At 51.7% G+C, this 23037-nt stretch carries 23 protein-coding genes; 20 read left to right on the forward strand and 3 right to left on the reverse strand.

Going from position 1 to position 23037, the window contains the following annotated elements; genetic code table 11:
* From ACFOEV_RS21705 to ACFOEV_RS21790, 18 genes are all read left to right on the forward strand, one after another.
* A partial coding sequence (locus ACFOEV_RS21705; protein WP_449280250.1) for an elongation factor 1-alpha C-terminal domain-related protein occupies window positions 1–411 on the forward strand: 411 nt, incomplete at its 5' end.
* Between the two features lie 163 nt (window positions 412–574).
* Window positions 575–1807, forward strand: coding sequence for a capsular polysaccharide export protein, LipB/KpsS family (locus tag ACFOEV_RS21710; protein WP_386777084.1), 1233 nt, complete (start codon window positions 575–577; stop codon window positions 1805–1807).
* Complete coding sequence (locus tag ACFOEV_RS21715; protein ID WP_386777086.1) at window positions 1804–2967, forward strand: hypothetical protein; 1164 nt, start codon at window positions 1804–1806, stop codon at window positions 2965–2967. Before ACFOEV_RS21710 ends, ACFOEV_RS21715 begins: the two co-directional genes overlap by 4 nt.
* Window positions 2968–3119: 152 nt before the next feature.
* The gene (locus ACFOEV_RS21720; protein WP_386777088.1) at window positions 3120–4043 is read left to right on the forward strand and encodes a hypothetical protein; all 924 of its coding nucleotides are present in this window, start codon (window positions 3120–3122) and stop codon (window positions 4041–4043) included.
* A 76-nt stretch (window positions 4044–4119) separates the two neighbouring features.
* The gene (locus ACFOEV_RS21725; protein ID WP_386777090.1) at window positions 4120–4848 is read left to right on the forward strand and encodes a sulfotransferase family 2 domain-containing protein; all 729 of its coding nucleotides are present in this window, start codon (window positions 4120–4122) and stop codon (window positions 4846–4848) included.
* 174 nt (window positions 4849–5022) lie between these two features.
* A complete protein-coding gene (locus ACFOEV_RS21730) occupies window positions 5023–6096 on the forward strand; it encodes a glycosyltransferase (RefSeq protein WP_386777092.1) in 1074 nt (357 codons plus the stop codon).
* The gene (gene kdsA, locus ACFOEV_RS21735; protein ID WP_386777094.1) at window positions 6096–6938 is read left to right on the forward strand and encodes a 3-deoxy-8-phosphooctulonate synthase; all 843 of its coding nucleotides are present in this window, start codon (window positions 6096–6098) and stop codon (window positions 6936–6938) included. Before ACFOEV_RS21730 ends, kdsA begins: the two co-directional genes overlap by 1 nt.
* Before the next feature lie 5 nt (window positions 6939–6943).
* A complete protein-coding gene (locus ACFOEV_RS21740; RefSeq protein ID WP_386777096.1) occupies window positions 6944–7498 on the forward strand; it encodes a KdsC family phosphatase in 555 nt (184 codons plus the stop codon).
* Window positions 7485–8276 (forward strand): 3-deoxy-manno-octulosonate cytidylyltransferase, encoded by a 792-nt coding sequence (gene kdsB / locus ACFOEV_RS21745; protein WP_386777098.1) that lies wholly within the window; start codon window positions 7485–7487, stop codon window positions 8274–8276. The genes ACFOEV_RS21740 and kdsB overlap by 14 nt, the downstream gene beginning before the upstream one ends.
* Window positions 8266–9198: a KpsF/GutQ family sugar-phosphate isomerase gene (locus ACFOEV_RS21750; protein WP_386777100.1), complete on the forward strand. Its 933-nt coding sequence runs from the start codon at window positions 8266–8268 to the stop codon at window positions 9196–9198. The genes kdsB and ACFOEV_RS21750 overlap by 11 nt, the downstream gene beginning before the upstream one ends.
* Before the next feature lie 20 nt (window positions 9199–9218).
* Window positions 9219–9812: an adenylyl-sulfate kinase gene (cysC, locus tag ACFOEV_RS21755; protein WP_386777102.1), complete on the forward strand. Its 594-nt coding sequence runs from the start codon at window positions 9219–9221 to the stop codon at window positions 9810–9812.
* A gap of 56 nt (window positions 9813–9868) precedes the next feature.
* Window positions 9869–11275, forward strand: coding sequence for an undecaprenyl-phosphate glucose phosphotransferase (locus ACFOEV_RS21760; protein ID WP_386777104.1), 1407 nt, complete (start codon window positions 9869–9871; stop codon window positions 11273–11275).
* Complete coding sequence (locus ACFOEV_RS21765; protein WP_386777106.1) at window positions 11265–11642, forward strand: hypothetical protein; 378 nt, start codon at window positions 11265–11267, stop codon at window positions 11640–11642. The genes ACFOEV_RS21760 and ACFOEV_RS21765 overlap by 11 nt, the downstream gene beginning before the upstream one ends.
* 116 nt (window positions 11643–11758) lie before the next feature.
* Entirely contained in the window at window positions 11759–12772 is a 1014-nt protein-coding gene (gene galE, locus ACFOEV_RS21770; RefSeq protein WP_386777108.1) for a UDP-glucose 4-epimerase GalE, read from the forward strand.
* 64 nt (window positions 12773–12836) lie between these two features.
* On the forward strand, window positions 12837–14582 hold the full coding sequence (gene pgi, locus ACFOEV_RS21775) for a glucose-6-phosphate isomerase (RefSeq protein ID WP_386777110.1): 1746 nt from the start codon (window positions 12837–12839) through the stop codon (window positions 14580–14582).
* Window positions 14570–15994 (forward strand): phosphomannomutase/phosphoglucomutase, encoded by a 1425-nt coding sequence (locus ACFOEV_RS21780; protein ID WP_386777112.1) that lies wholly within the window; start codon window positions 14570–14572, stop codon window positions 15992–15994. Before pgi ends, ACFOEV_RS21780 begins: the two co-directional genes overlap by 13 nt.
* A gap of 55 nt (window positions 15995–16049) precedes the next feature.
* Window positions 16050–16931, forward strand: coding sequence for a UTP--glucose-1-phosphate uridylyltransferase (locus tag ACFOEV_RS21785; protein ID WP_386777114.1), 882 nt, complete (start codon window positions 16050–16052; stop codon window positions 16929–16931).
* 563 nt (window positions 16932–17494) lie between these two features.
* Window positions 17495–17977, forward strand: a complete 483-nt coding sequence (locus ACFOEV_RS21790) for a hypothetical protein (RefSeq protein WP_386777116.1) — start codon at window positions 17495–17497, stop codon at window positions 17975–17977.
* Between the two features lie 139 nt (window positions 17978–18116).
* Here the strand turns inward: ACFOEV_RS21790 and ACFOEV_RS21795 are convergent, their stop codons facing one another.
* The 3 genes from ACFOEV_RS21795 to phhA are packed head-to-tail and all read right to left on the reverse strand — an operon-like array spanning window position 18117 to window position 20506.
* Window positions 18117–19304 carry an amino acid aminotransferase gene (locus ACFOEV_RS21795; protein WP_386777118.1) on the reverse strand — a complete coding sequence of 396 codons (1188 nt, stop codon included), beginning with the start codon at window positions 19302–19304 and terminating at the stop codon, window positions 18117–18119.
* Between the two features lies 1 nt (window position 19305).
* The gene (locus tag ACFOEV_RS21800; RefSeq protein ID WP_386777120.1) at window positions 19306–19644 is read right to left on the reverse strand and encodes a 4a-hydroxytetrahydrobiopterin dehydratase; all 339 of its coding nucleotides are present in this window, start codon (window positions 19642–19644) and stop codon (window positions 19306–19308) included.
* A gap of 52 nt (window positions 19645–19696) precedes the next feature.
* Window positions 19697–20506: a phenylalanine 4-monooxygenase gene (gene phhA, locus ACFOEV_RS21805; RefSeq protein ID WP_386777122.1), complete on the reverse strand. Its 810-nt coding sequence runs from the start codon at window positions 20504–20506 to the stop codon at window positions 19697–19699.
* A gap of 252 nt (window positions 20507–20758) precedes the next feature.
* Between phhA and ACFOEV_RS21810 the strand changes: the two genes are divergently transcribed.
* Entirely contained in the window at window positions 20759–22321 is a 1563-nt protein-coding gene (locus tag ACFOEV_RS21810; protein ID WP_386777124.1) for a sigma-54-dependent transcriptional regulator, read from the forward strand.
* Window position 22322: 1 nt separating this feature from the next.
* Window positions 22323–22943, forward strand: coding sequence for a hypothetical protein (locus ACFOEV_RS21815; protein WP_386777126.1), 621 nt, complete (start codon window positions 22323–22325; stop codon window positions 22941–22943).
* Window positions 22944–23037 lie beyond the last annotated feature (94 nt).

A 23037-nucleotide genomic window follows, 5' to 3' on the forward strand; every position in this document is an offset into this window, starting at 1 on the left:
TTCACGGCCGATATCGTGTGGATGCACGACACGCCGCTGGCGCCCGGCAAGCTCTACGACTTCAAGCTGGCGACCCGCGACCTGTCCGGTGAGATCCGTGGCATTGACTACCAGATCGACGTCAACACCCTGGCGCGGCATCCCGCGGAGTCGCTGGCGCTGAACGCCATCGCGCATTGCGAGGTCGAGCTGACCGCCGCGATCCCGGTAGACGATTACCGCCAGAGCCCGGGGACCGGCAGCTTCATCGTGGTCGACCGGCTGACCAATGTGACGGTGGGGGCGGGGATGATTCGCGGCGCGGTACAGGCCTCCGGCGGCAAGCGCGAGCAGGTCGATTGGCTGGCGTTTGAGCTAGAGCTCAATGCCCTGATCCGCAAGCATTTCCCGCATTGGGAAGCGAAGAAATGATTTTTATAAAATAATCTGCTGTGTAATTCCTCATTATTGCAAGTTGGTTTTCTAATTTCCTCGCCAAGCTCTTTCCTTTTCAAGGAAAGCTAATATTGTCTGGTGCTGTACTTATAATATTTAATTTGGTCAAGTGAAAGATAATTAAATTAGAGAGGCCCCTGTGAGAATCTTATGGTTTGTAGCCACCATTGAAGATGTGAAATTTCTCAAGACTTTTAAGAAGAGCTTCGATGGTAAAATTGATGTATTTCACTTGAACTATATTACTTTAATGAATATGAGGCTTGAAAAATGCAAGCATCTTCTGCCTAAGAAATCAAGAGAATGTTTTAATAAGGATCTGTCAGAAAGTTTTAATGTCTTGTCTCAAAGACTAAATGATAACGAGGCAAGAAAAGCATATTCAGCAACTCGAGTGGAGGTCAAGAATTATTTGCAGCGTTTCAGAGATGAACACATTGCATTTATGATACCCAGCGGTAGACATGTGCATCATATAGCAGCAAAAGAGATAGCTAAAGAAAATGACGTGCCTTGTTTGTTCATTAACTACTCGAATTTCCCTGGTTACACTGTATTTGATAGGGAAGGAACTGATAGGGATTCAGAAATTTATGCCAACCCACGATGTCTAGATAGTTTTAATTATTGCCCGAAGGAGGAAGAAATAGAGAAAGTGTTTTTATCTTTCTCGGATCTCAAGAAGAAACAAAAAAAACTACCGCAACGAAATAAAGGTAAATTACATTCTTTAGCAAAGAAAACTGCCTTTAAAGTAGACACCATTTTTCAAAGAGTGACAAGTGTATATGGAGATCGACGAGTTGGTATTCTTTCATCTCGCGATGCAGTAATAAAAGGCAGGAATGGGGAGGGTGATCGTGAAAATATAAATATAGAGCTAAAAAGCTATGAGGGGGAGGGCTATATTTTCTTTCCACTACAAGTTTCTACAGATCAGCAGGTATTAGTTAACTATCGAGGAAAATCGATATTTAAAGCGATAGATGAGGTGGTGGAGTTAGCTAGATCCAGTAACCAGGCGCTGGTGATAAAAGAGCATCCTGCTGAAATGAATCGCAACAAAGTGATCAGCCATATAAAAGAAAAAGCCAAGAAATATAATAATATATATATAACAGATGAAAGCGTCTACGACAACTTTAAAAAGTGCAGAGAAGTGGTTACCGTTAATTCAACAGTCGGTCTTGAAGCCATTCTTTCAAATAAAAAAGTCACCTTCCTGGGAGATACTTTCTATAGTCGGTTATCTAGGCAGCAGCTGTGCATATACTTGAAAAAATATCTGATCAGCGTGGACTATAACACGCGAGAAGGCCTTGACCAAAAAAAGATAAAAGAAATTGCTAATCGGTTTGAGAGATTGCAATGAAGTTAAATTACCACAAGTTGATCATTTTTGTTGTGCTTATATTGTACTTCGTGGCTCCTAAAAGCATGACCATAAATTATATTGGTGACTTTAAAGAGATACCTGGTCATTTAGGGCCGTGGTATATCGAGAGGCTTCTTCTACTAGGAGTCTGCTTGGCCTATATTTGTATAAGCTTTTGTTATGGAAAATTCAATCATAAAGAAATGTCAGTATTTTTCTTTCTTTCTTCAATAGCGGTAATACAGTTCCTCGATGGGAACCCTGTTGCTTTTTACGCTGTTATAGGTTCATCCGCTGCCTATGCATTATTAAAAAGTCATAATGAATTGAATTTCACAAAAAGAGAGATAACGATAATTGTATTGTTGATTTTATGTTACCCACTTCAATATGTTTTCTATCGATTGGGAACAAGAACGACCGCTAGTTTCTTGGATGCTAATATATCTGGATATTATCTATTCCTTTGTTATATCGTGTTGCGAAATGCCTCTAATTTTTGGATTAGGTCTATACTTCCTGGTTTGATGATGATAGCTGGCGTGATGAGTTTGAGTAGAAACTTCATTCTCGCAATTTTCTTGTTTGAACTATTCAACTTTTCTTTGATAAGAATCAAGCTTTACCAGGTTGATACGAAATATCGCCTATTAAAAGCTTCTCATTTGACTGTGGTTACAACTTTTCTGGTTTTGATGACATCAGTTTATTTAGTGTCTCAGCCATATGAGAAAGCAACGGGTAGTACTGAAAGATTGACGAATCTACAGGATGGATCTAACTATAAAAGAGCATTAGCTAATACACTTATGTTAGAAAGGATTTTCGAAAAAGGGGATTTTCTTTTATACGGAAATGGTACTGAAAAAGACTCTGTTGAAGCACCTAGGCCACATAATGCATTTTTTAGAGCAATACATCGCTATGGGTTGCCATTAGCGTTGGCCTGTTTCCCGATCTTTTTTATGGTTATAGACGGCTTCAGACTCGGAAATTATGGAGCTGTACTTGGGCTTTTTTCATACTACAGTATACTTAATGATTTTATTACAGGAACTGAACTCCTTCTGCTTGTTATCATGCTGACTATAATGAGAAAGTTGCAAATGGCTCGTCAAGAGAACGTAGCATATAACTTTCATTCCGCGTGTAGATAGATTGTGTAATATGTGTCTCTGGTTTACGTTCGCCCTGGACAAGCCGGCTTAGGAATAGAACCTTTTATCTTTATAGCTTGCTTATAACATGTAAGGAAAAGATAAGCAGCATGGAACTATGAAGTTAGTGTTTTCAGAAGAAGAGGGCGAGGATGAGAATTTATTTGCATATTGGATACCATAAGACTGCAACGAAGACGCTTCAAGAGCATGTTTTTTATAAGTTGAATCAAGTTCAATACTTAGGGAGAAGTAGAAATTTAGATGTGCAATGCACAAAAATTCATAGAGAACTAGTGAGCTTAATCTGTGAATGTACACATAAAGAGTATTTGCTTAAGTTAGAACCGTTTCAAGAAAAGCTGAATAATTATCTTGGAGCAAATGAGAAAGCAAAGCTAGTTAGTAATGAGCTTATTCTTGGAGATGGGCAATCATTCATGGGAGGGGAGGTTCTCCTTAGTGAGCGCATTTCTAGGATAAAAGAGATATTCCATAACCATGACATATATATACTGCTAACGACCAGAAAGCAACCGTCAGCAATATACTCGCTATATGTTCAGAAGAAGCCGTATTTGCCTAACACCACGAGAAGATTTTCTGACTTTTGTGCCGATGAAAAATTGTTGTCTCTATATGACTATATGAAGGTTTATAAGACATTAGAGGAGCACTTTCCTCAAAAGGTGAAACTGGTGGATTTTGAAGAGATAGTTAACGGGAGTGGATTAAAAGATATCATTGAATATCTAGGGGCAAATGAGGGATGCAGTTGGAAGTTGCCAAATACCAACACAAAAGAAAAAAATAGCCTTGGTGTGGTTACCGGAAAATATAACATAAGGAAAATCATATACGGAACATTAGGGAATGGTGTCGTAAGTTCAATAAAAAACAATGAAAGATTGTTGAAAATTCTGACTCCCGTATGGAGAAAAATTGCTAACAAGACATTAGTGAAAGATGTTATTCCAAATATGACGAAAGATGAAGAAAATCATATTCTTGAGATATACAAAAACTCAAATCAAGAGCTTTTCAGTAAATTTGGAATAAACTACATTAAAAATTAACTGTTGTTTATAAGATATGAACCCCTTGTTATTAAAGCCTAAAGAGATAGTGGATTAAAGGAATAAAGGGAATGTTATGTCTATAGTACATAAGCTAAGGCGGCAGGTTTCAGAGTTAGATATTTTAAAGAGTGTATACTTGAATTCAATGAGGCCATTGCCAGTACATTTGAGATATAACATAAACAGAGCATTAAGGTCACCTTATTCGACTTTGGAAGATGAAAATAAAATTATATTCATTCACATCCCAAAAACTGCTGGCAATGCAATAATGAAGTCTTTATATGGTGCACCCGCTACGGGGCACGATTATGCTATGAGGTATCTAAAATATGATGCTGAAAAGTTTTACTCGTATTACAAGTTTGCTGTCGTAAGAAATCCATGGGATAGATTGGTTTCCTCCTTTTTCTATTTAAAGCAGGGTGGCATGGGTTTTTTCGACAAAGACTTTGCGAACAAGTATTTGTCGACAATTGATTCTTTTGATTATTTCCTAGACAAGATGGCTGATGATCTAAAGTATAGAGAAAAAATTCTCTCCTGGGTGCACTTCGTTCCTCAAACGAAATTTATTTGTGATCCATCTGGCAATGTATTAGTAGATGAGGTCCTGAAAATAGAAAACATCGATGACGCCTTTGGGGATTTAAAGATTAAGCTCGGAAAGCAAAGCGCAAGCTTGATAAGACATAATGATAGCAAAAGAGATAGCTATAAGTTTTATTATAATAATAAAGGCGTGGATGTGGTGCAGTATATCTATACGCAGGATGTCAATAGGCTGGGATACGAGTTTTAGTGCTTTAATATCAAGATATGTTCCAGGAAATTATAGCTTGTTTAGAAGCGCAGCGCGCTTGAATTTCAATTCATTTTTCACAAATGAAGAGCAGAAAAAATAGATTTGTGTTTTCTAAGTTAGCCCGTCATATAATTTATTTGTATTTTTAAAGCTAAGCTTATAGAGGATAATATGAAGTATCTTCACATCATAGAGGCTACAGCGACTGGCACTTTATCAATGGCAAGTTTGCTTGCTAATGCGCAACAGTTGCAAGGGAACGATGTGAAGGTCGTTTACTCATTGAGGCCTGAGACACCAGAGGATATTGAGGAATTCTTTGTTTCTGATATTAAAAAAATAATGATAGACATGTCAAGTCCCAAGGGAAAGCTGCTTAGTATATTTTCGATAAAAAAAGTCCTCGATAGCTATTGCCCAGATGTTATCGTAATGCACTCTTCTTTCGCTGGCTTTATTGGTAGATTGGCGGTTTTTTTATCAAGAAAAAAATCAAATTGCTATTATATCCCCCATTGCATTTCATTTATGCGAAAAGATATTGGCAACTTGAAAAAAGGGATTTTTGTTGCACTTGAGAGAATAGCATCAATAAAAAAGTGTACTTATATAGCCTGCTCAAATAGCGAGCTTGAAGAAATAAAAAGCAAGATTCCGAATTGTGAGTGCCTTGTTGTCGAAAATGCTGTCTCTGATTCTTTCTCGGATATAAAGAATTCCACAAAAAAAGTGCCTGAAAAAAAATCAATAGTCTCGATAGGCCAAATCCGTACTCAAAAAAATCCTAAGCTTTTTGCGGAAATCTGCAAAAACTTAAAAGGAAGAAATATAGAATTTATATGGGTGGGGGATGGAGATGAAGATCTCAAATCTCACCTCATCGGAAATGGCGTGGTTGTTACGGGATGGGTAAGTCCCGAAGAGGTAAAAAAACATTTGGCTAATGCCAAAATATATCTCTCGACTTCAAGCTGGGAAGGGCTTCCTGTCTCTTTGATAGAAGCAAGTTATGCCGACGTGGTAATTGTTGCAACAAACTGTCCCGGCAATACAGATATAGTCACTGATGGACATACTGGATATTTGTATAAAGATGCTGGCGAGGCTGCCAAACGCATATTAGCACTGTTGGCTTCAGATGAGACTATGGAAAAAATTGCAAAACAGGCTAGGGAATGCGCATTGTCCAGATTCTCATATGAAGGATATGTGAGAAAAATGACTGAAATTATGGAGAGTAACTGATGTTGTCAATTTCAAATTCTGTGACTGTCGAAAATACGGCCCCTTTTGTGCTTTTTGGGGGAGTTAATGTCCTCGAGAATCTGGACAAGACACTCTTTGCATGTTCTGAGTACGCCAGGGTAGTGCAAAAGATGGGTATCCCATTTGTTTTTAAAGCTTCTTTTGATAAGGCTAATCGATCTTCGATCAACTCTTACCGTGGGGTGGGATTGGAAGAAGGACTGAGAATTTTTGAAGAGGTTAAGCGAGAGTTTTCAATCCCGGTGATTACTGATGTCCATGAGTCCGAGCAGGCAATGCCAGTGGCGGAAGTGGTTGATGTATTGCAACTGCCAGCATTTCTGGCTCGCCAAACAGATCTTGTTTTAGCAATGGCTAGAACAGGAAAGCCAATAAACATTAAAAAACCCCAATTTATTAGCCCTGGTCAAGTGAAAAATATAGTCGAAAAGTTTAGAGAAGCAGGTAATGATCAGTTGATATTATGCGAGCGGGGTAGTTGCTTCGGTTACGATAACTTGGTTGTCGATATGTTGGGTTTCCGACAAATGAAAGAAGTCAGTGGCAATTGTCCGGTCATTTTCGATGTCACTCATAGTCTGCAATGCAGAGATCCATTTGGCTCAGCGTCTGGGGGACGTCGTAGCCAAGCGTTGGAATTGGCGCGTGCGGGAATGGCTGTTGGTTTGGCTGGCCTATTCCTGGAAGCGCACCCCGACCCGAATCAAGCCAAGTGTGATGGGCCTAGCGCGTTGCCTCTCGACATGCTTGAGCCGTTTCTTGCTCAGATAAAGGCCATCGACGATTTGGTAAAAAATCTTCCAGAAATCGAAATCTCATAAATCTCATGGAGAAAATCATAGATTTACGACGTTCTATCAAACTTGTTCTTTTTGATGTGGATGGGGTGCTGACGGATGGCACTCTTTATATCGGTGGTAGTGGGGAAGAATATAAGCCTTTCAATGCCAAAGATGGAGTGGCAGTTTCTCTTCTCAGTCATTATGGAATAAAGGCAGGTGTGATTTCTGGAAAATCAAGTCCTGCGCTTCTTTACCGAGTAAATCAGCTAAAAATGGATGTCATCAGAACCGGCTGCTCAGAGAAATCAATCGCGCTACATGAAATTGCGCAAGGACTTGGGATTTCCGCAAGTGAAGTCTGTTTTGTCGGTGACGATATTATCGATTATCACGCCATGAATGAAGCTGGTGTCTCTTATGCTCCTAATGATGCCCATCCTTTGATACTTAAGTGTGCTGACCAAGTTACAAAGTGCGCAGGTGGTGCCGGTGTCGCAAGGGAAGTCGCGGAAGATATACTGTCTGCACATGGGTACTCGCTTCATGATATGTACTCCTTTATGTTGAAAAAGGACATGTTTCACGATGTCACCCAATGAGTTTGAAAACCGTCGGACAAAAGTGGTTATTCCCGCACGTTATGCCTCGAGTCGCTTTCCCGGAAAGCCACTAGTGGAGTTGGCGGGTGTACCAATGGTGGCTAGGGTTTATCGAAAGGTAGCGGAGGCGCTACCAGAAAGTGAGGTGCTCGTAGCTGCTGACGATGAGCGTGTTGCTGATTTTCTTGATGCCCAAAAAATACCTTGTGTCATGACATCTACTGGCCATGAGTCGGGCACGGACAGGATTGAGGAAGTTGCTACCAAACTGGCATGGGGGGACGAAGATTTAATCGTCAATGTGCAGGGTGATGAGCCGCTAGTCCCTTCCAATATGTTGCAAACTTTTGCTGGCTTTTGCAGTAACCGACCAAAATTGGAAATGGCGACGATCGCATGTCCAGTCGAATCTTCTGAACTGCTTCATGACTCTAACTTGGTAAAGGTCATTCAAAACAAGAAATTTCAGGCTATCTATTTTTCACGTCATTGTATCCCTTTTTTTCGAGATGAGCCTGTGGGAAATTGGCCTTGTGAAATATATCTCAGGCATATTGGTATTTATGCATACCGTCGAAGCATTTTGAGAAAAATAACGGAAAATTCTGCTTGTCAGCTGGAATTGGCTGAAAAACTCGAACAGTTGCGTGCCATCTGGCTAGGAGTTGCAATCGATATCATGCAATGGGGTGAATCTCCCCCACATGGTGTCGATACTCCAGAGGATGCAGAACGAGTGGGAAATTTATTGAAGCAAGGAGAAGCTTATGAATATTGATCATGTCGAGATGGGAAAGCAGGTTTTTATTAAAGAATCTAATGCTCTTATCGCTGTTTCAAAAAAGCTGGACAGCGTGTTTTCCAAAACCATAGATAAAATACTGGAATCTTCTGGCCGTGTTATCGTATGCGGTATGGGGAAGTCGGGTATCGTGGGAAAGAAGATTGCTGCAACACTAGCCAGCACCGGCACCCCCAGTTTCTTTATGCATCCTGGCGAAGCCTATCACGGCGACTTGGGTATGGTTACCAAGGAAGATATCTTTCTTGCCATATCCAACTCAGGTGAAACTGAAGAGGTTGTCAAGTTAATCCCCTTTCTTAAAGACAATGGTAATTATTTGATAAGCTTGACGGGAAATCCTGATTCTTCGCTCGCCAAAGCTTCACATAGTCATCTGGATGTCGGTGTTGATGAGGAGGCTTGCCCGTTGCAGTTGGCACCGACCTCATCAACGACGGCCACTTTGGCAATGGGCGATGCTTTGGCCGTGACCCTGATGAAGGCAAGAGACTTCAGGCCAGAAAATTTTGCTCGCTTTCATCCAGGCGGTTCACTCGGAAGGCGGTTACTTAGCCGAGTGGAAAATGAAATGACCTCCGAAAATTTACCTGTCGTTAAGGCAGATGCCGAAGTCCTTGATGTTATTAAAGCCATGTCAGTCGCGAGTCTTGGAATCGCGATTGTCCGGCATGATAGGGGCTGGGGTATCATCACGGATGGTGATGTGCGTAGGGCTATTGAAAAGCATGGTGAAGCTGTATTTGTAAAAAAAGCCCACGATTTTATGACACCTGATGCAGCAAGGATATCACCTGCCACGCGTGTTGAAGATGCATTAATCATAATGGAGTCCAAAAAGATCTCTGTTCTTCTTGTTATGGAAAAACAAGACTTGCTCGGCGTCTTCAAAAAATAAATGGCTGAAGGATTTTTCTCATGAGTCAGAATACCGTCTGGCATGCACACAAGGTGTGCCGAAAGCATCGCGAGAGAGTCAATAACCACAAGTCCTGCCTACTATGGTTCACCGGCCTTAGTGGCTCAGGTAAGTCAACTATCGCCGGACTGGTGGAAGAAAAGCTTCACATGATGGGGAAGCGCACTTATCTACTAGATGGCGATAATGTCCGTAAGGGCATGAATCGCGACCTAGGCTTTTCTGACGAAGATCGTATCGAGAATGTTCGACGTATCGGGGAGATGTCACGTCTATTCGTCGATGCTGGCATTATCACGTTGTCGGCCTTTATCTCGCCGTTTTGCTCGGAGCGGCAGAGCGTGCGTGGCCTAATGTCTGTGGGTGATTTTATCGAAGTGTTTGTCGATGCTCCGATCTCAACCTGTGAACGGCGGGATCCCAAGGGACTGTATCAGCGTGCACGTGATGGTCTGATCAAGAACTTCACCGGGATCGATTCACCCTATGAAGCACCCACCAATCCGGAGATTCATCTACTGAATGACGGCATTGACCCTAATGAGATGGCAGAACAGGTGATCGCTTATCTGAAAGAGCATGACTACATATAGTCATTCATGAAAAAAATTCACAACAAGTTCGACTTAGGATTGCAAGGGGGTTAACTATGGAAATGACAGTGACGCGAGGTAGGGTGCGCAGCCTCTCGCACAACCGTTGGTTGATTAGTTGTACTGCCCGGTTGGCCGATATCCTGCTGACATTATTGGCCGGTTATACCGCCTACGTTGGTTACTTTTCCCAATGGCAAATGGAGGAACAGTACCTGTGGGGCATCATCGTCGGGGCATTGCTGGTAGCAGCAGTTTTACCCAATCTGGGGGTATACCGTACTTGGCGGGGCCGCTTATTGAGCCCCTTGTTGTTCAAGCTGATGATCGGTTACGTCATCGTGGGTGTCATCTGTACCAGTCTGTTGTATTTGACCGGACTGAGTGAGAATTTCTCACGGATATGGATGGCGGCCTTGTTTTTGGTAGCCTTTGTTGGCTCGGTATCTGCCAGGGCCATCGCCTATCCGATTATCAATCGCTTTCGTCTACAGGGACGCAACCGTCGGCAAGTGGTCCTGATCGGGGACGCCCACTCTTGCGCAACGGCAGCGCAGCACCTGCAGGCGGAGCCCACCGCGGGCTTCGATATCAACCGGATCTATCTGATAGGGCAGGATACCATGAGCGAACTGGCTGATCTGGAGCTGCGCTGGAAGTCCTATGACGCCAATATGGTGCAAGATATCGATACCGATGAGGTATGGATTTGCCTGCCTATCTCACGTGGCAACCGGGTCAAGGAAGTGATTGCGGATCTGGGGCTGACAGCAGCCAATGTTCGCTTCATGCCGGATATGCGCGACTTTCGATTGATCAATCACGATATCTCCAACGTGGCTAACCTTTATCTGCTGGATATGAGCTGTACGCCAATCTCGGGGGCGGCACGCTTCTTGAAGAGCGCCGAGGATCGCATTATCTCGGCGCTGATTCTGCTGATGATCTCGCCGGTCATGCTGGCACTTGCTGCAGGGGTAAAGCTTTCATCGCCGGGGCCGGTGTTCTATCGCCAGGAGCGGGTAAGCTGGAACGGCAAGTCGTTCGATATGTTGAAGTTCCGTTCCATGCCAGTGGACTCTGAAAAGGACGGTGTGCAGTGGGGTGGATCGAAAAAGAAGACCACTACCAGGTTTGGTGCCTTTATCCGCAAGACCAGTCTGGATGAGCTGCCGCAATTCATCAATGTGCTGAAAGGGGACATGTCGATCGTCGGTCCTCGTCCTGAGCGCACGGTATTCGTGGACCGCTTCAAGCGTGAGATTCCCGGTTATATGCAGAAGCATTTGATGAAGGCCGGGATCACCGGCTGGGCACAGATCAATGGTTGGCGAGGCGATACCGATCTGGAAAAGCGTATCGAATGTGACCTGTGGTATATCGAGAATTGGTCGCTGATGTTGGATTTGAAGATCATCTTTTTGACTATCTTCAAAGGGTTTATCAGCAAGAATGCGTATTGATCCGTCGCTGGCGCGATGGCCGCTGGTGATTCTCAGCATCGCGCTGCTGGCCTTCCTGATCGGTGGGCTGATGCCTAGCCCCGTGCGTGCTGCTATCGAGCAGCGCATGAATCTGCCGTTCTCCGTGCCTCCCGTGGCGCATGTGGCGCTGTGCGCGGTCATGACTGCCAGCCTGCGCTGGTGGCGGCCGGCTTGGCATGCCGGTGCCGTGTTGGCGGTCGTGCTGTTGATCGGCGGGGTTGCCGAGATTGGACAGCACTGGATTCCTCACCGCACTCCAAATTGGGGAGACATGGGCCTGAACTTGGCCGGGGGGCTACTAGGGCTGCTGGTGATGTCGTCTGGCCGTCGTTATTCCGAACGTTGACTCGCCATTCCAACCATAACTCGTCGCGCCAGTCATCAAACGGGGCCGGTCCTCGCTTTCTTGCCGCCATGCGTTTTACGGGCGGGGTGGCGTCTAAAACATAGGAGTCAGTGGATATGTCGATCCTGGTTACTGGCGGAGCGGGCTATATCGGCTCGCATACCGTACTTGAGTTGCTGGAAGCGGGCCATGACGTCGTCGTGGTGGACAATCTCAGCAATGGCTCACAGGAAGCCTTGCATCGGATTGAAGCCATCACCGGCAAGTCGGCGCGCTTCATCGAAGGGGACGTGCGTGATCGCACGCTACTGGATGAGATATTTGCCACCTATCCGGTAGAGGCGGTGATCCACTTTGCCGGGTTGAAGGCCGTAGGCGAGAGTGTGAATCGGCCACTGGCCTACTACGACAATAATGTGCACGGCAGCCTGGTACTGTGCCAGGCCATGGCGGCGGCAGGAGTGTTCAAGTTCGTATTCAGCTCCTCGGCGACCGTTTATGGACCCGATGCTCCGGTGCCTTATGTCGAGAGCATGCCGAGGGGACGGACTTCCAACCCCTATGGCACTTCGAAGGCCATGATCGAGCAGGTGCTTACCGACCTGTGCCGGGCCGATGATCGCTGGTCGGTGGCGCTGTTGCGCTATTTCAATCCCATCGGCGCGCATCCTTCCGGCTTGATCGGTGAGGACCCGCAAGGCATCCCCAACAATCTGATGCCATTCATCGCGCAGGTGGCAGTCGGCCGTCTGCCCGAGCTGTCTGTTTTCGGCAATGACTATCCCACCGAGGATGGCACCTGCGTGCGTGATTACCTGCATGTCGTGGACTTGGCCATCGGTCATGTGCAGTCCTTGGCCAGCCTGGCGGCACCTGGGGTGCATACCTACAACCTGGGAACCGGTCAGGGATATTCTGTGCTGGAGATGGTCGAAACCTTCGAACAGGTCACCGGTCAAAAGGTGCCGTATCGGTTCGCCCCTCGCCGTGATGGCGACCTGGCAGCGTTCTGGGCCGATGCCAGCAAAGCGGAACGAGAGCTGGGTTGGCGTGCGGAGAGAGGGCTCCGCGAGATGCTGCGTGATACTTGGCACTGGCAGAAAAAGAACCCCAACGGCTATCGCGAATAAAGCGGGCTAGGTAGCCACCAGTGAGGGAAGGGGAACGTTTTTATGCCATTAAGGAGATTATGACATGGAGTCATCCACAGTAGCTTCCACCGAGAAATCAGATCCCCGGGAGCAGGCGACCGAACGGCTATCGCAAATGCTCGAGCATAGCGCCGACGAGGTCATGTCGTGTTCCTTGCATCAGTTGATGCAGGATGATCAGGGGCGTTTCAGCCAACTGAGCCGACGTGTGGGGCCATTTCTCGTTGATTTCAGCAAGCAGCGTGTCACCAGGCAGACCATGGATCTTCTCATCTGGCTGGCCAGCAATAGCGGCTTGTCGGCGAAGCGCAAGGCATTGCTAGAGGGCGAGATCGTCAACGCGTCGGAGAGACGTCCGGCTTTACACCCCTTGCTGCGTTGGCCCCACGATAAACGACCACCTGCAGGTTGTGAGTCGGTAGTGAAGGCGGTTCATACTGAATTGCAGCGCATGGAGGAGCTGGTTGAGCGTATCCGCGGAGGTGGCTGGCGTGGCGCGACCGGTGAGACGATCACCGATGTGGTCAATATCGGGGTTGGCGGGTCTGACCTCGGTCCACGTATGGCGTGCCAAGCTCTGAGCGAGTTTGCCCCGCATTCCGAGCGAAAGATGGCAGTGCATTTCGTCTCGACGATGGACGGTGCTCAACTGGCGCCTTTGTTGCGCCGCCTGGATCCGAAAAGAACGCTGTTCATCCTGTCGTCCAAGTCCTTCACCACCGTCGATACCCAGTTCAACATGCGCACCGCGTTGTCGTGGCTGATGCGTGAATTGGGACAATCCGAGTCTTCCATCAAGCGTCATCACATCCTGGGGGTCTCCTCGCGGGAAGACCGCATGACCCAATGGGGGCTGCCGGCCGAGAATCAACTGCATTTCGCGGAAGGTGTGGGAGGACGATTCTCACTGTGGTCCCCGATAGGGATCAGTGTCGGTTTGGCGCTGGGAATGCCGACTTTCCATGAGCTGCTGGCGGGAGCGCATTGGATGGATCGGCATTTTGCCGAGGCGCCAATGATCAAGAATTTGCCAGTGCTGTTGGCCATGCTGGGCGTGTGGAATAGCGACTTCCTGCACATCCCCAGCCATGCCGTGCTGCCCTATGACGGTCGTTTGGCACTGTTGCCAAGCTATCTGCAGCAGTTGGAGATGGAATCCAATGGCAAGTCCACCACGGCCGAAGGAACGCCGATCGATGGTACGACGTGTCCCATTCTCTGGGGTGAGGTTGGCCCGAATGCTCAACACGCCTTTTTCCAGTTGCTGCATCAGGGCACGCATGATGTGAGCTGCGAGTTCATTGCCCCTGTGCAGCGTTACACCGAAGCTCACCATGATCGGGAGGCGTCGGAACTGCAGGCTCAGCATCGTCTTACGCTGGCCAACTGCCTGGCTCAATCCCAATTGTTGGCATTGGGAGATGACGCGCTCGATACCTCACTTGGCGATGACGCCATCGTTGGCTACCGCGGCAATCAGCCGAGTTCCACCCTGCTATTGGATACCTTGACGCCTTGGTCTTTGGGGGCGCTGCTCGCGCTCTATGAGCACAAGGTCTTCGTCCAGTCGGTGGTATGGAAGATCAACCCCTTCGATCAACCGGGTGTGGAATTGGGCAAACGCCTTGCAACCGGCTTGCACGACATTCTCGAAGAGCTGGCGCCGATGAACGACGAGCTGGATGCCTCGACACGCGAACTCCTGGCACATATTCATATGGCGGTTCCGCGAGGCGATGGATCGACACTCTCTTCCCGTTACCAGGAGTATTCCCAATGCAAAGCGTGATGATGCATGACGAACAAGACTCGCAAGAGATTCCCACCTCGATTTTCCGTGCATACGACATTCGCGGCATTGTAGGAGATACCCTGCGCCCCGGCTGGGTGGCATTGATCGGTCGCGCCATTGGTGCCGAGGCAAGGGCGCGTGGCGAATCGACGGTGGTCGTGGCCCGCGATGGTCGCTTGTCGAGTGAAGAGATGAGCCAGGCACTGATCTATGGCTTGAAGACGGCCGGGTGCAATGTCGTGGACATCGGCATGGTGCCGACTCCCACGCTGTATTTTGCCGCGCAGCAGATCGAGGGTACCAGTTCCGGGGTGATGGTGACGGGGAGCCATAACCCGTCCGATTACAACGGCTTCAAGATCGTGCTCAAGGGCGAGTCTCTTTCGGGCAACGCCATTACGGCACTCTACGAACGGATCGTGGATGGCGACTTCACCTCGGCGACAGGCAAGGAGAACTCTTGTGAGGTCGATATCAGTGACGTCTACTTGAACCGTATTCTCGATGATGTGAAGCCGGCGAGGCCGTTGCGCATCGTGGTGGATTGCGGAAATGGCGTCACTGGCAAACTGGGGCCATTGCTGTTCGAACGTATGGGCTGTGATGTGGCGCCACTGTTCGCCGAGATAGATGGGCATTTCCCGAACCACCATCCTGACCCGGGCAAGCCGGAGAATCTGCGCGAATTGATCCGTTGTGTAAAGGAGAGCGGTGCGGATCTCGGCCTGGCATTCGACGGCGATGGAGATCGCGTGGGCGTCGTGACGCCGAGCGGAGAGTTGATCTGTCCGGATCGATTGATGATGGCCTTTGCCGAGGACCTGCTATCGCGCAACCCCGGGGCTCGCGTGATCTTTGACGTGAAGTGTACGGGAAACCTGGCCCGAGTGATCGAAAGGGCCGGTGGCGTGCCGGAGATGTACCGCACCGGCCACTCGCTGATCAAGGCACGCATGAAGGAAACCGGTGCCCTGTTGGCCGGGGAGATGAGCGGTCATATCTTCTTCACCGAGAGGTGGCTGGGCTTCGATGACGGCTTGTATGCCGCAGCGCGATTGGTCGAGATCCTGGCCTCCCAGGAGCTCGATGCCGACGAGTTCTTCGCCCGCTACCCACAGGACGTCAGCACCCCCGAAGTCAATGTCTCGGTCAGCGACGAGACCAAGTTCGATATCGTATCGCACGTCGCGCAACATGGGTTCTTTGGTGATGGTGTGAAAAGTACCTTGGACGGGGTGAGAGTGGACTTCGACGATGGCTGGGGGTTATGCCGTGCTTCGAATACCTCTCCGGTACTGGTGCTGCGTTTCGAAGGCAAGGATGAAGCGGCCATGTCACGCATTCGCGAGTGCTTCGTTGCCAATTTGACCGAGGCGTTGGGTAAGCCGCCGGTTCTGTCGGCCCATTGAGGAAGCGCTGAATAATTGTCTGCGTTGCTGGAAAGCGTTTTCAAAGGAGTAATGAATGATGAAGCCTCTTCGTAAGGTGATTATTCCGGTTGCCGGTTTCGGCACTCGGCTGTTGCCGATCAGCAAGTCCATTCCCAAGGAGATGGTGCCGGTGGTCGATCGACCGGTGATACAGCATGTGGTCGAGGAGGCCCTGGCGGCTGGTTTGAACGAGGTGGTTCTGGTCACCCGCAGTGGAAAGTCTGCCATCGAGGATCACTTCGATATCCATTTCGAACTCGAGGCGAGCCTCGAAGCCAAGGGCAAGGAGAGCCTGCTGGCGGCCTTGCGCGCCATTGCTCCCCCGCAATTGAAGCTGACCGTCATTCGCCAGCCACGGGCGCTTGGGTTGGGGCATGCGGTGCATTGCGCGGCGCATTTGCTCAATGAGGATGAGCCCTTTGCGGTCATTCTGCCCGACGTGCTGGTGAAGCCGAAGGTGGGTGAGATCGAGCAGGTTGTCGATTTGCATGCCATGGTACGCAACTGGGAGGCGACGGAGCGTGCGCAAATCATGGTCGAGGCCGTGCCGCGGGAAGAGGTGGAGCGCTATGGCATCGTCGATTGCGGCGGCGACGAACCTCATGCCGGTGAGTCCATGCCGATGATCGGCGTGGTGGAAAAGCCGAAACCGGAAGCGGCACCGTCACGCTTGTCAGTGATTGGCCGCTATATCCTTCCGTATCGCACCATGGCCTTGCTGGAGGATATGCCGCCAGGAGCGGGTGGCGAGATCCAACTGACCGACGCGATTGAGCAGTTGATTCAGGAGGAGCGGGGCGTCGACGCCTTCCGGATGCGCGGTCGTTCCTTTGACTGCGGGCATATCGGCGGCTGGCTCCAAGCCAATTACGTGTTGGCGCGTGAAGCCGGTTATGAGGAATATCTCCGCGCCTGACACGAGCTGAACGGACTCTTGTTTTCTTCTCTTGAGTGGCCCTTCATGCGCATTCTCGACAGCCCTTCCGGCATCACCGGAGGGGCTGTCTGTTTTTTGCGACTTGATAACAAATTGATTTTGCTGATCTTATTGTGCATTTGTCGCGCTTGTTGTCGTCGTGCGACAGTTTTCCCCTCTCCACGCGTGGACGTGGACCGGAATGGAAACGCTGTTCGATTATTGTCCATTGTTTCCAATGGGTTTTTTCCCTTTTGGCATGCTGCTCGCTATAGCCTGAATGTGGCGGTGGCGCGATCGCCATGCTGGATGAAGGAACGAGGCAGGCCAATGTGCAGGATCGCACATACAAAGGGATGGCGGGATGCTCAAGGAAGGGCATCCGCAGGCCGGGGAGGACAGGCTGCCGAACCGGTCAGGACATGGGATGACAGGACGCCTCGTTTCCTCAAGGACGTTGCCGGCCCAAGGATGGGCACTGGCAGACTGGGCAGGAAGCCCGATGGAAAAGTCGATTTGGAATGCATTGCCTACCGCTTGTCGTGGGCAGCTAGGGAGGACCTATGAAGCTACGGACACTTGCTATCGGCACAGCCATCTTGGGGCTGACCTCCGGTGGTATGGTGGCTTACTACCACGAGCGAGATGACCAATTCGGTGATCAGGTCGGCATGCTTGCCCAAGCCTCGAGTGAGATGTCGGCCGATGTTGCCGGTGGAGTTTCAGCCGCCGGGGGAGCAGCCGATGCGGAAGTCGGCATTTCCACCGCCGGCGAAGCCGGAGCCACCACTCACGACCATGAGGGTGATACGTCACACGAGGCATCGATCGAGGGAGAGGCGGAAGCCGATGTCGACAGCGATGCCGAGCTTGCGGTCGATGATGCCACCGATACTGCGGAGGGCTCGGTTGGTACTGCCACCGACACCGCCGAGAGTGCCGTCGATACCGCCACCGACACCGCTGAAGGTGTCACGGGCGGAGGTGTTGAAGCAGGTGCCGAAGCACAGGCTAGCGGGGACGCCGAGGGCTCCCTGTCACAATGACCGACAGAGGGTGCCATGCCGTTGCAACCGTGGGATGACATGCATTTCCTTCATGTTTGATAGCGCCGTCCGCGACATTCCCAATGCACAATGCCCGGGCAAGCCCGGGCATTGTCGTCTCACTGCCAGTGCTCTGCCTTCAGTTCACCGCGGCAATCGCCTTGGTCACGTAGGGCAGGTTCTCTGTGGCGAGTCCCGCCACGTTGGCCCGCCCGGAGCGCACCATATAGATCCCGAATTCGTCGCGCAGGCGGTCGACCTGCTCGGGCATCAGGCCGGTGTAGGAGAACATGCCACGTTGCTCACCCACGCAGGCGTATTTCTGCTCCAGGCCGTAGGGCTTGAGGGCATCGACGAAGTCGCGACGCAGACCGTTGATACGGTCGCGCATCTCGGTCAGCTCCTCGCGCCAGAGCGCGGCCAGTTCCGCGGACTCGAGAATTTCGGTCACGATGGCGGCGCCATGAGCGGGGGGATTGGAGTAGTTCTCGCGGGCGACGATGGCCATCTGCGAACGGATGTTCTCCATCTCCTCGCGGTTCTTGGCCACCATGATCATGCACCCGGTACGCTCGCGGTAGACACCGAAGTTCTTCGAGCAGGAACTGGTGATCAGAACCTCATCGAGGTTCTCGGCCATCAGGCGTACGCCGAAGGCGTCCTCGTCGAGACCATCGCCGAAGCCCTGGTAGGCAAAATCGATCAGCGGCAGCAACCCACGTTCCTGGACCACGGCCAGCACTTCGTGCCACTGGTCGTGGGACAGGTCGAAGCCGGATGGGTTATGGCAGCAGGCGTGCAGCACTACCACGTCACCCGCAGGGATCTGCTTGATCGCCGCGAGCATGCCAGCGAAATCCAGGCGGTTCTCGGCGTCCACGTAAGGGTATTTGCCGAGCTTGAGACCGGCGGCTTCGAAGATCCCCCGATGATTCGGCCAGGTGGGGTCGCTGACCCAGATACCCTTGCCGGGCAGCTGGGTATGGATGAAATCCGCCGCCAGGCGCAGCGCCCCGGTACCGCCGGGCGATTGGGTAGCGCTGGCGCGGTCTGCGGCCAGGACCGGTGAGTCCTCGCCCAATACCAGGGGCAGGATCACCTTGCCGTAACGCGGATCGCCATGCGAGCCGATATAGCTCTTGGTGGTCTCGTTTTTCAGCAGCAGCGCCTCGGCCTCCTTGACGGCCCGCATGATAGGCGTGGTGCCCTTCGCGTCACGGTAGACGCCCACCCCCAAATCGACCTTGTTGGGGTTGGTGTCCTTGTTGAAGGCCTCGATCAGCCCGAGGATGGCATCCCCGGGCACGCGCTGAATCTGCTCGAACATTTTACTGTGCTACCTCGTCGGTTCTAGCGGCCAGAATGAAATCGTTCTTGTGCAGGCCCTTCAACTCGTGGGACCACCAGGTCACGGTGACCTTGCCCCATTCGGTCAGAAGCGCGGGATGATGACCGGCTTCCTCGGCGATCTCGCCGACCTTGTTGGTGAACGCCAGGGCCTGCTTGAAGTTGCGGAACTTGAATACCCGCTCCAACTGCATGATGCCATCGCGCTCGACGATCTGCCACTCGGGAATCTCGCGTTGGTACGTTTCGATGTCGGCTTCCGTGACGCGGGGGGCATCCCAGCTGCAGGCTTCGCATTGCTGTTGGGAAAGGTCGCTCATAAGCTCTCGACTCCTTGTCGATCGTGTCGTGGTTGTGGTGGAAGAAGATGGTTCAGGCGTTGGCCGCCTGCGGCGCGCTCGGCTTCGGCGGGAACTTGGGCGGATACAGCCCGAGCTCCATGGCCTGGTGCACCATGGCCATGATGTCTTGTCCTGAAAGGTCGTGCAGGGTGTGCAGGCCTTCAATCACATAGTAGAGCGGCTGCAGGATGTCGATGCGATAGGGGGTGCGCAGCGCATCGATCGGGTCGAAGGGATAGTGCTCGGGGACGTCCGACAGGGCGTGGAAAGTTTCCTTGGGCGAGGAAATGATTCCACCGCCGTAGATGCGTCGGCCCTGAGGCGTATCCACCAGGCCGAACTCCACGGTCATCCAGTATAGTCGGGCCAGGTAAACCCGCTCCTGCTTGCTGGCCGACAACCCCAGCTTGCCGTAGGTAGCGGTGAATTCGGCGAAATCCGGGTTGGTGAGCATCGGACAGTGGCCGAAGAGCTCATGGAAGATGTCCGGCTCCTGGAGGTAGTCGATTTCTTCCGGCGAGCGAATGAAGGTCGCCACCGGGAAACGCCGGCTGGCCAACAGTTCGAAGAAGGTATCGAAGGGAATCAACGCCGGCACCTGGGCGGTCCGCCAGCCGGTGCTTTCCAGCAGGACGCGATCCACGTCGCCGAGCTGGGGGATGCGATCCTGGGGCAGGGCCAGGCGCTCGAGACCGTCGATGTATTCCTGACACACGCGTCCTTCGATGATCGCCGTCTGGCGCTCCATCAGGGTCTGCCAGGTGGCATGCTCCTGGTCGCTGTAGGCGATATAACCGTTGGCATCCGGCATGCGTGCCTGATACTGGGTCTGCTTGGCCATCATGGACCTCCCTGAATGTTGTGGTTATCGAATGGAAGATATCCTCAGCATAGGGCCTTCTCTCCGCCGGAGGTTGGCCTCGACAAGGGGGATCAACGTACAGAGGGCAATCCAGGCGTAAGGATTTCTTTACGAATGGTGTGGCATCGAAGCACTTCGGGCCGATCGATGCCAGGATTCGCCATTGAGCGGTGGGAGGGTGTCACGCTATCTTGACAGTTGAGTCACGCTCTTTTGACGGAAAAATTCTCCATGCGCCTCAAGTTTCACTGTCAGAACCGTATCGGTATTCTGCGCGATATCGTCTCTCACTTCGCCGACTACGGCGTGAATGTCGCCCGTGGTGAAGTCGGTGGCGATCACGGCAACACCATCTACCTGCATCTGCCGCACCTGCTCAATGCCCAACTGGCGACCCTCCGCCCGACCCTGGAGACCATCCCCGGCGTGTTCAGCGTCAAGCGTGTCAGCCTGATGCCCAGCGAGCGCCGGCACCTGGAGCTCGATGCATTGCTGTCGTCGCTTTCCGAGCCCGTGATGTCGATCGACATGGAGGGCCATATCGTTGCCGCCAACCGCGCGGCGGGGCAGATGCTTGGCGTGCGTGTCGATGAGGTCCCGGGGCTGTCGCTGGATCGCTACCTGCCCGATCTCGACCTGCCCGAACTCGTCCGTCGCAACAATGCCCGGGTCAACGGCCTGCGCTTGAAACTCAAGGGTGCCACCTACCTGGCGGATATCTCGCCATTGCACAGCGAGAATGACGACGATGTGGCCTCGCTGGCCGGGGCCGTGGTCACCCTGCATCGTGCCGATCGCATCGGTGAGCGTATCTACCATGTACAACGCCAGGAACTGCGTGGCTTCGAAGCCATCTTCCAGTCGAGCCCCCGGCTCGCCGAGCTGATTCGTGAGGCCCGGCGCATGGCGCCCCTTGACGCTCCGCTGCTGATCGAAGGCGAAACCGGCACCGGCAAGGAGCTGCTGGCGCGGGCCTGTCATCTGGCCAGCCCGCGTGGGCAGGCGCCGTTCATGGCGCTCAACTGCGCCGGGCTGCCCGAATCCATGGCCGAAACCGAACTGTTCGGCTATGCCCCCGGGGCCTTCGAAGGGGCCCGCCCCGAAGGCAAGCTGGGACTGCTGGAACTCACCGCCGGGGGCACCATCTTTCTCGACGAGGTCGGTGAGATGAGTCCCCGGCTACAGGTCAAGCTGCTGCGTTTCCTGCAGGACGGCGGCTTTCGCCGCGTGGGTAGTGACGAGGAAACCTACCTGGACGTGCGGGTGATCTGTGCCACCCAGCAGGACCTGCCGGCGTTGTGTACGGCCGGCCATTTCCGCCAGGATCTCTATCACCGCCTGAATGTGCTCTCGGTCCAGGTGCCGCCGCTGCGCGATTGCCTGGATGGCATCGAGGAGCTGGCCAATCATTTCATCGACCGCGCGTCGCGTCAGATCGGTTGTCCCTTGCCCAGGCTCTCGCCTGCTGCACTGGCGAGGCTCTCGGCCTATCACTGGCCGGGCAACGTGCGCCAACTCGAGAACGTATTGTTCCAGGCAGTGTCGCTGTGCGAGGGTGGCTCGATCGAGCCGTCGCACCTGCGCCTGCCGGATGTAGGCCAGGCACCTGGACTCGCCGGTATCGATATGGATGCCAGCCTGGCCGATATCATGGGCGAAGTGGAAAGGCGTGTACTGGCGGCGCTCTATCCTCGCTATCCTTCCAGCCGCCTGTTGGGCCGGCGCCTGGGCGTGTCGCATACCACCATCGCCAACAAGCTGAAACGTCACGGGATCGGTGACGAGGGAGGCTGATATGCTCGCCGGTCGACGACAGTTGCCGCTGTGGCTCAAGCTCGCTTTCAGTCTGTGGATCCTGTTCTGGGCGCCGACTTACGTGGTGTTGATCGGTGCTCAGAACTTCTTCTGGCTGTGCGATCTGGCCAACTTCCTGCTCCTGGTAGGGTTGTGGACCGAGAGTCGGCGCCTGTTGTCGATGCAGTTGCTCTCGGTGCTGCTGGTAGGCGTCCTGTGGGCGGTGGACGTCGGTACCGCGCTGGTGACCGGCGTGCATCCCATCGGTGGCACCGAGTACATGTTCGACCCCGGCCATCCGCCCGTGACGCGGGCGTTGTCGCTTTTCCACCTGATTCTGCCGATCGTCGCCGTGTTCGCGGTCTCGCGGCTGGGCTATGACCGTCCGGCCATTTTCTGGCAGACCGCGTTGACCTGGCTGGTGATTCCCCTGAGCTATGTCTTCACCGACCCAGAACGCAATATCAACTGGGTACAGGGACCCTTCGGTCAACCCCAGGACAGCCTGGATCCACTGGTCTACCTGGTCGGCCTGATGCTGTTGTGGCCGCTGGTGATCTATTTGCCGGTCCATCTGCTGCTGATCGGCCTGCAGCATTGGCGCGTCCGCCATCGCCAGTGAGCCTGCCGCAATCGTCCCCGGCGCGCGAGAGGCGGTCCCAGACCTTCTGCTATCGTCTGAGTTTGTGACAGTGCCGGCCCTACATGGCCTAGTA

Origin of the sequence: Litchfieldella rifensis, assembly GCF_042646605.1 — a bacterium.
Taxonomy (GTDB): Bacteria; Pseudomonadota; Gammaproteobacteria; order Pseudomonadales; family Halomonadaceae; genus Litchfieldella; species Litchfieldella rifensis.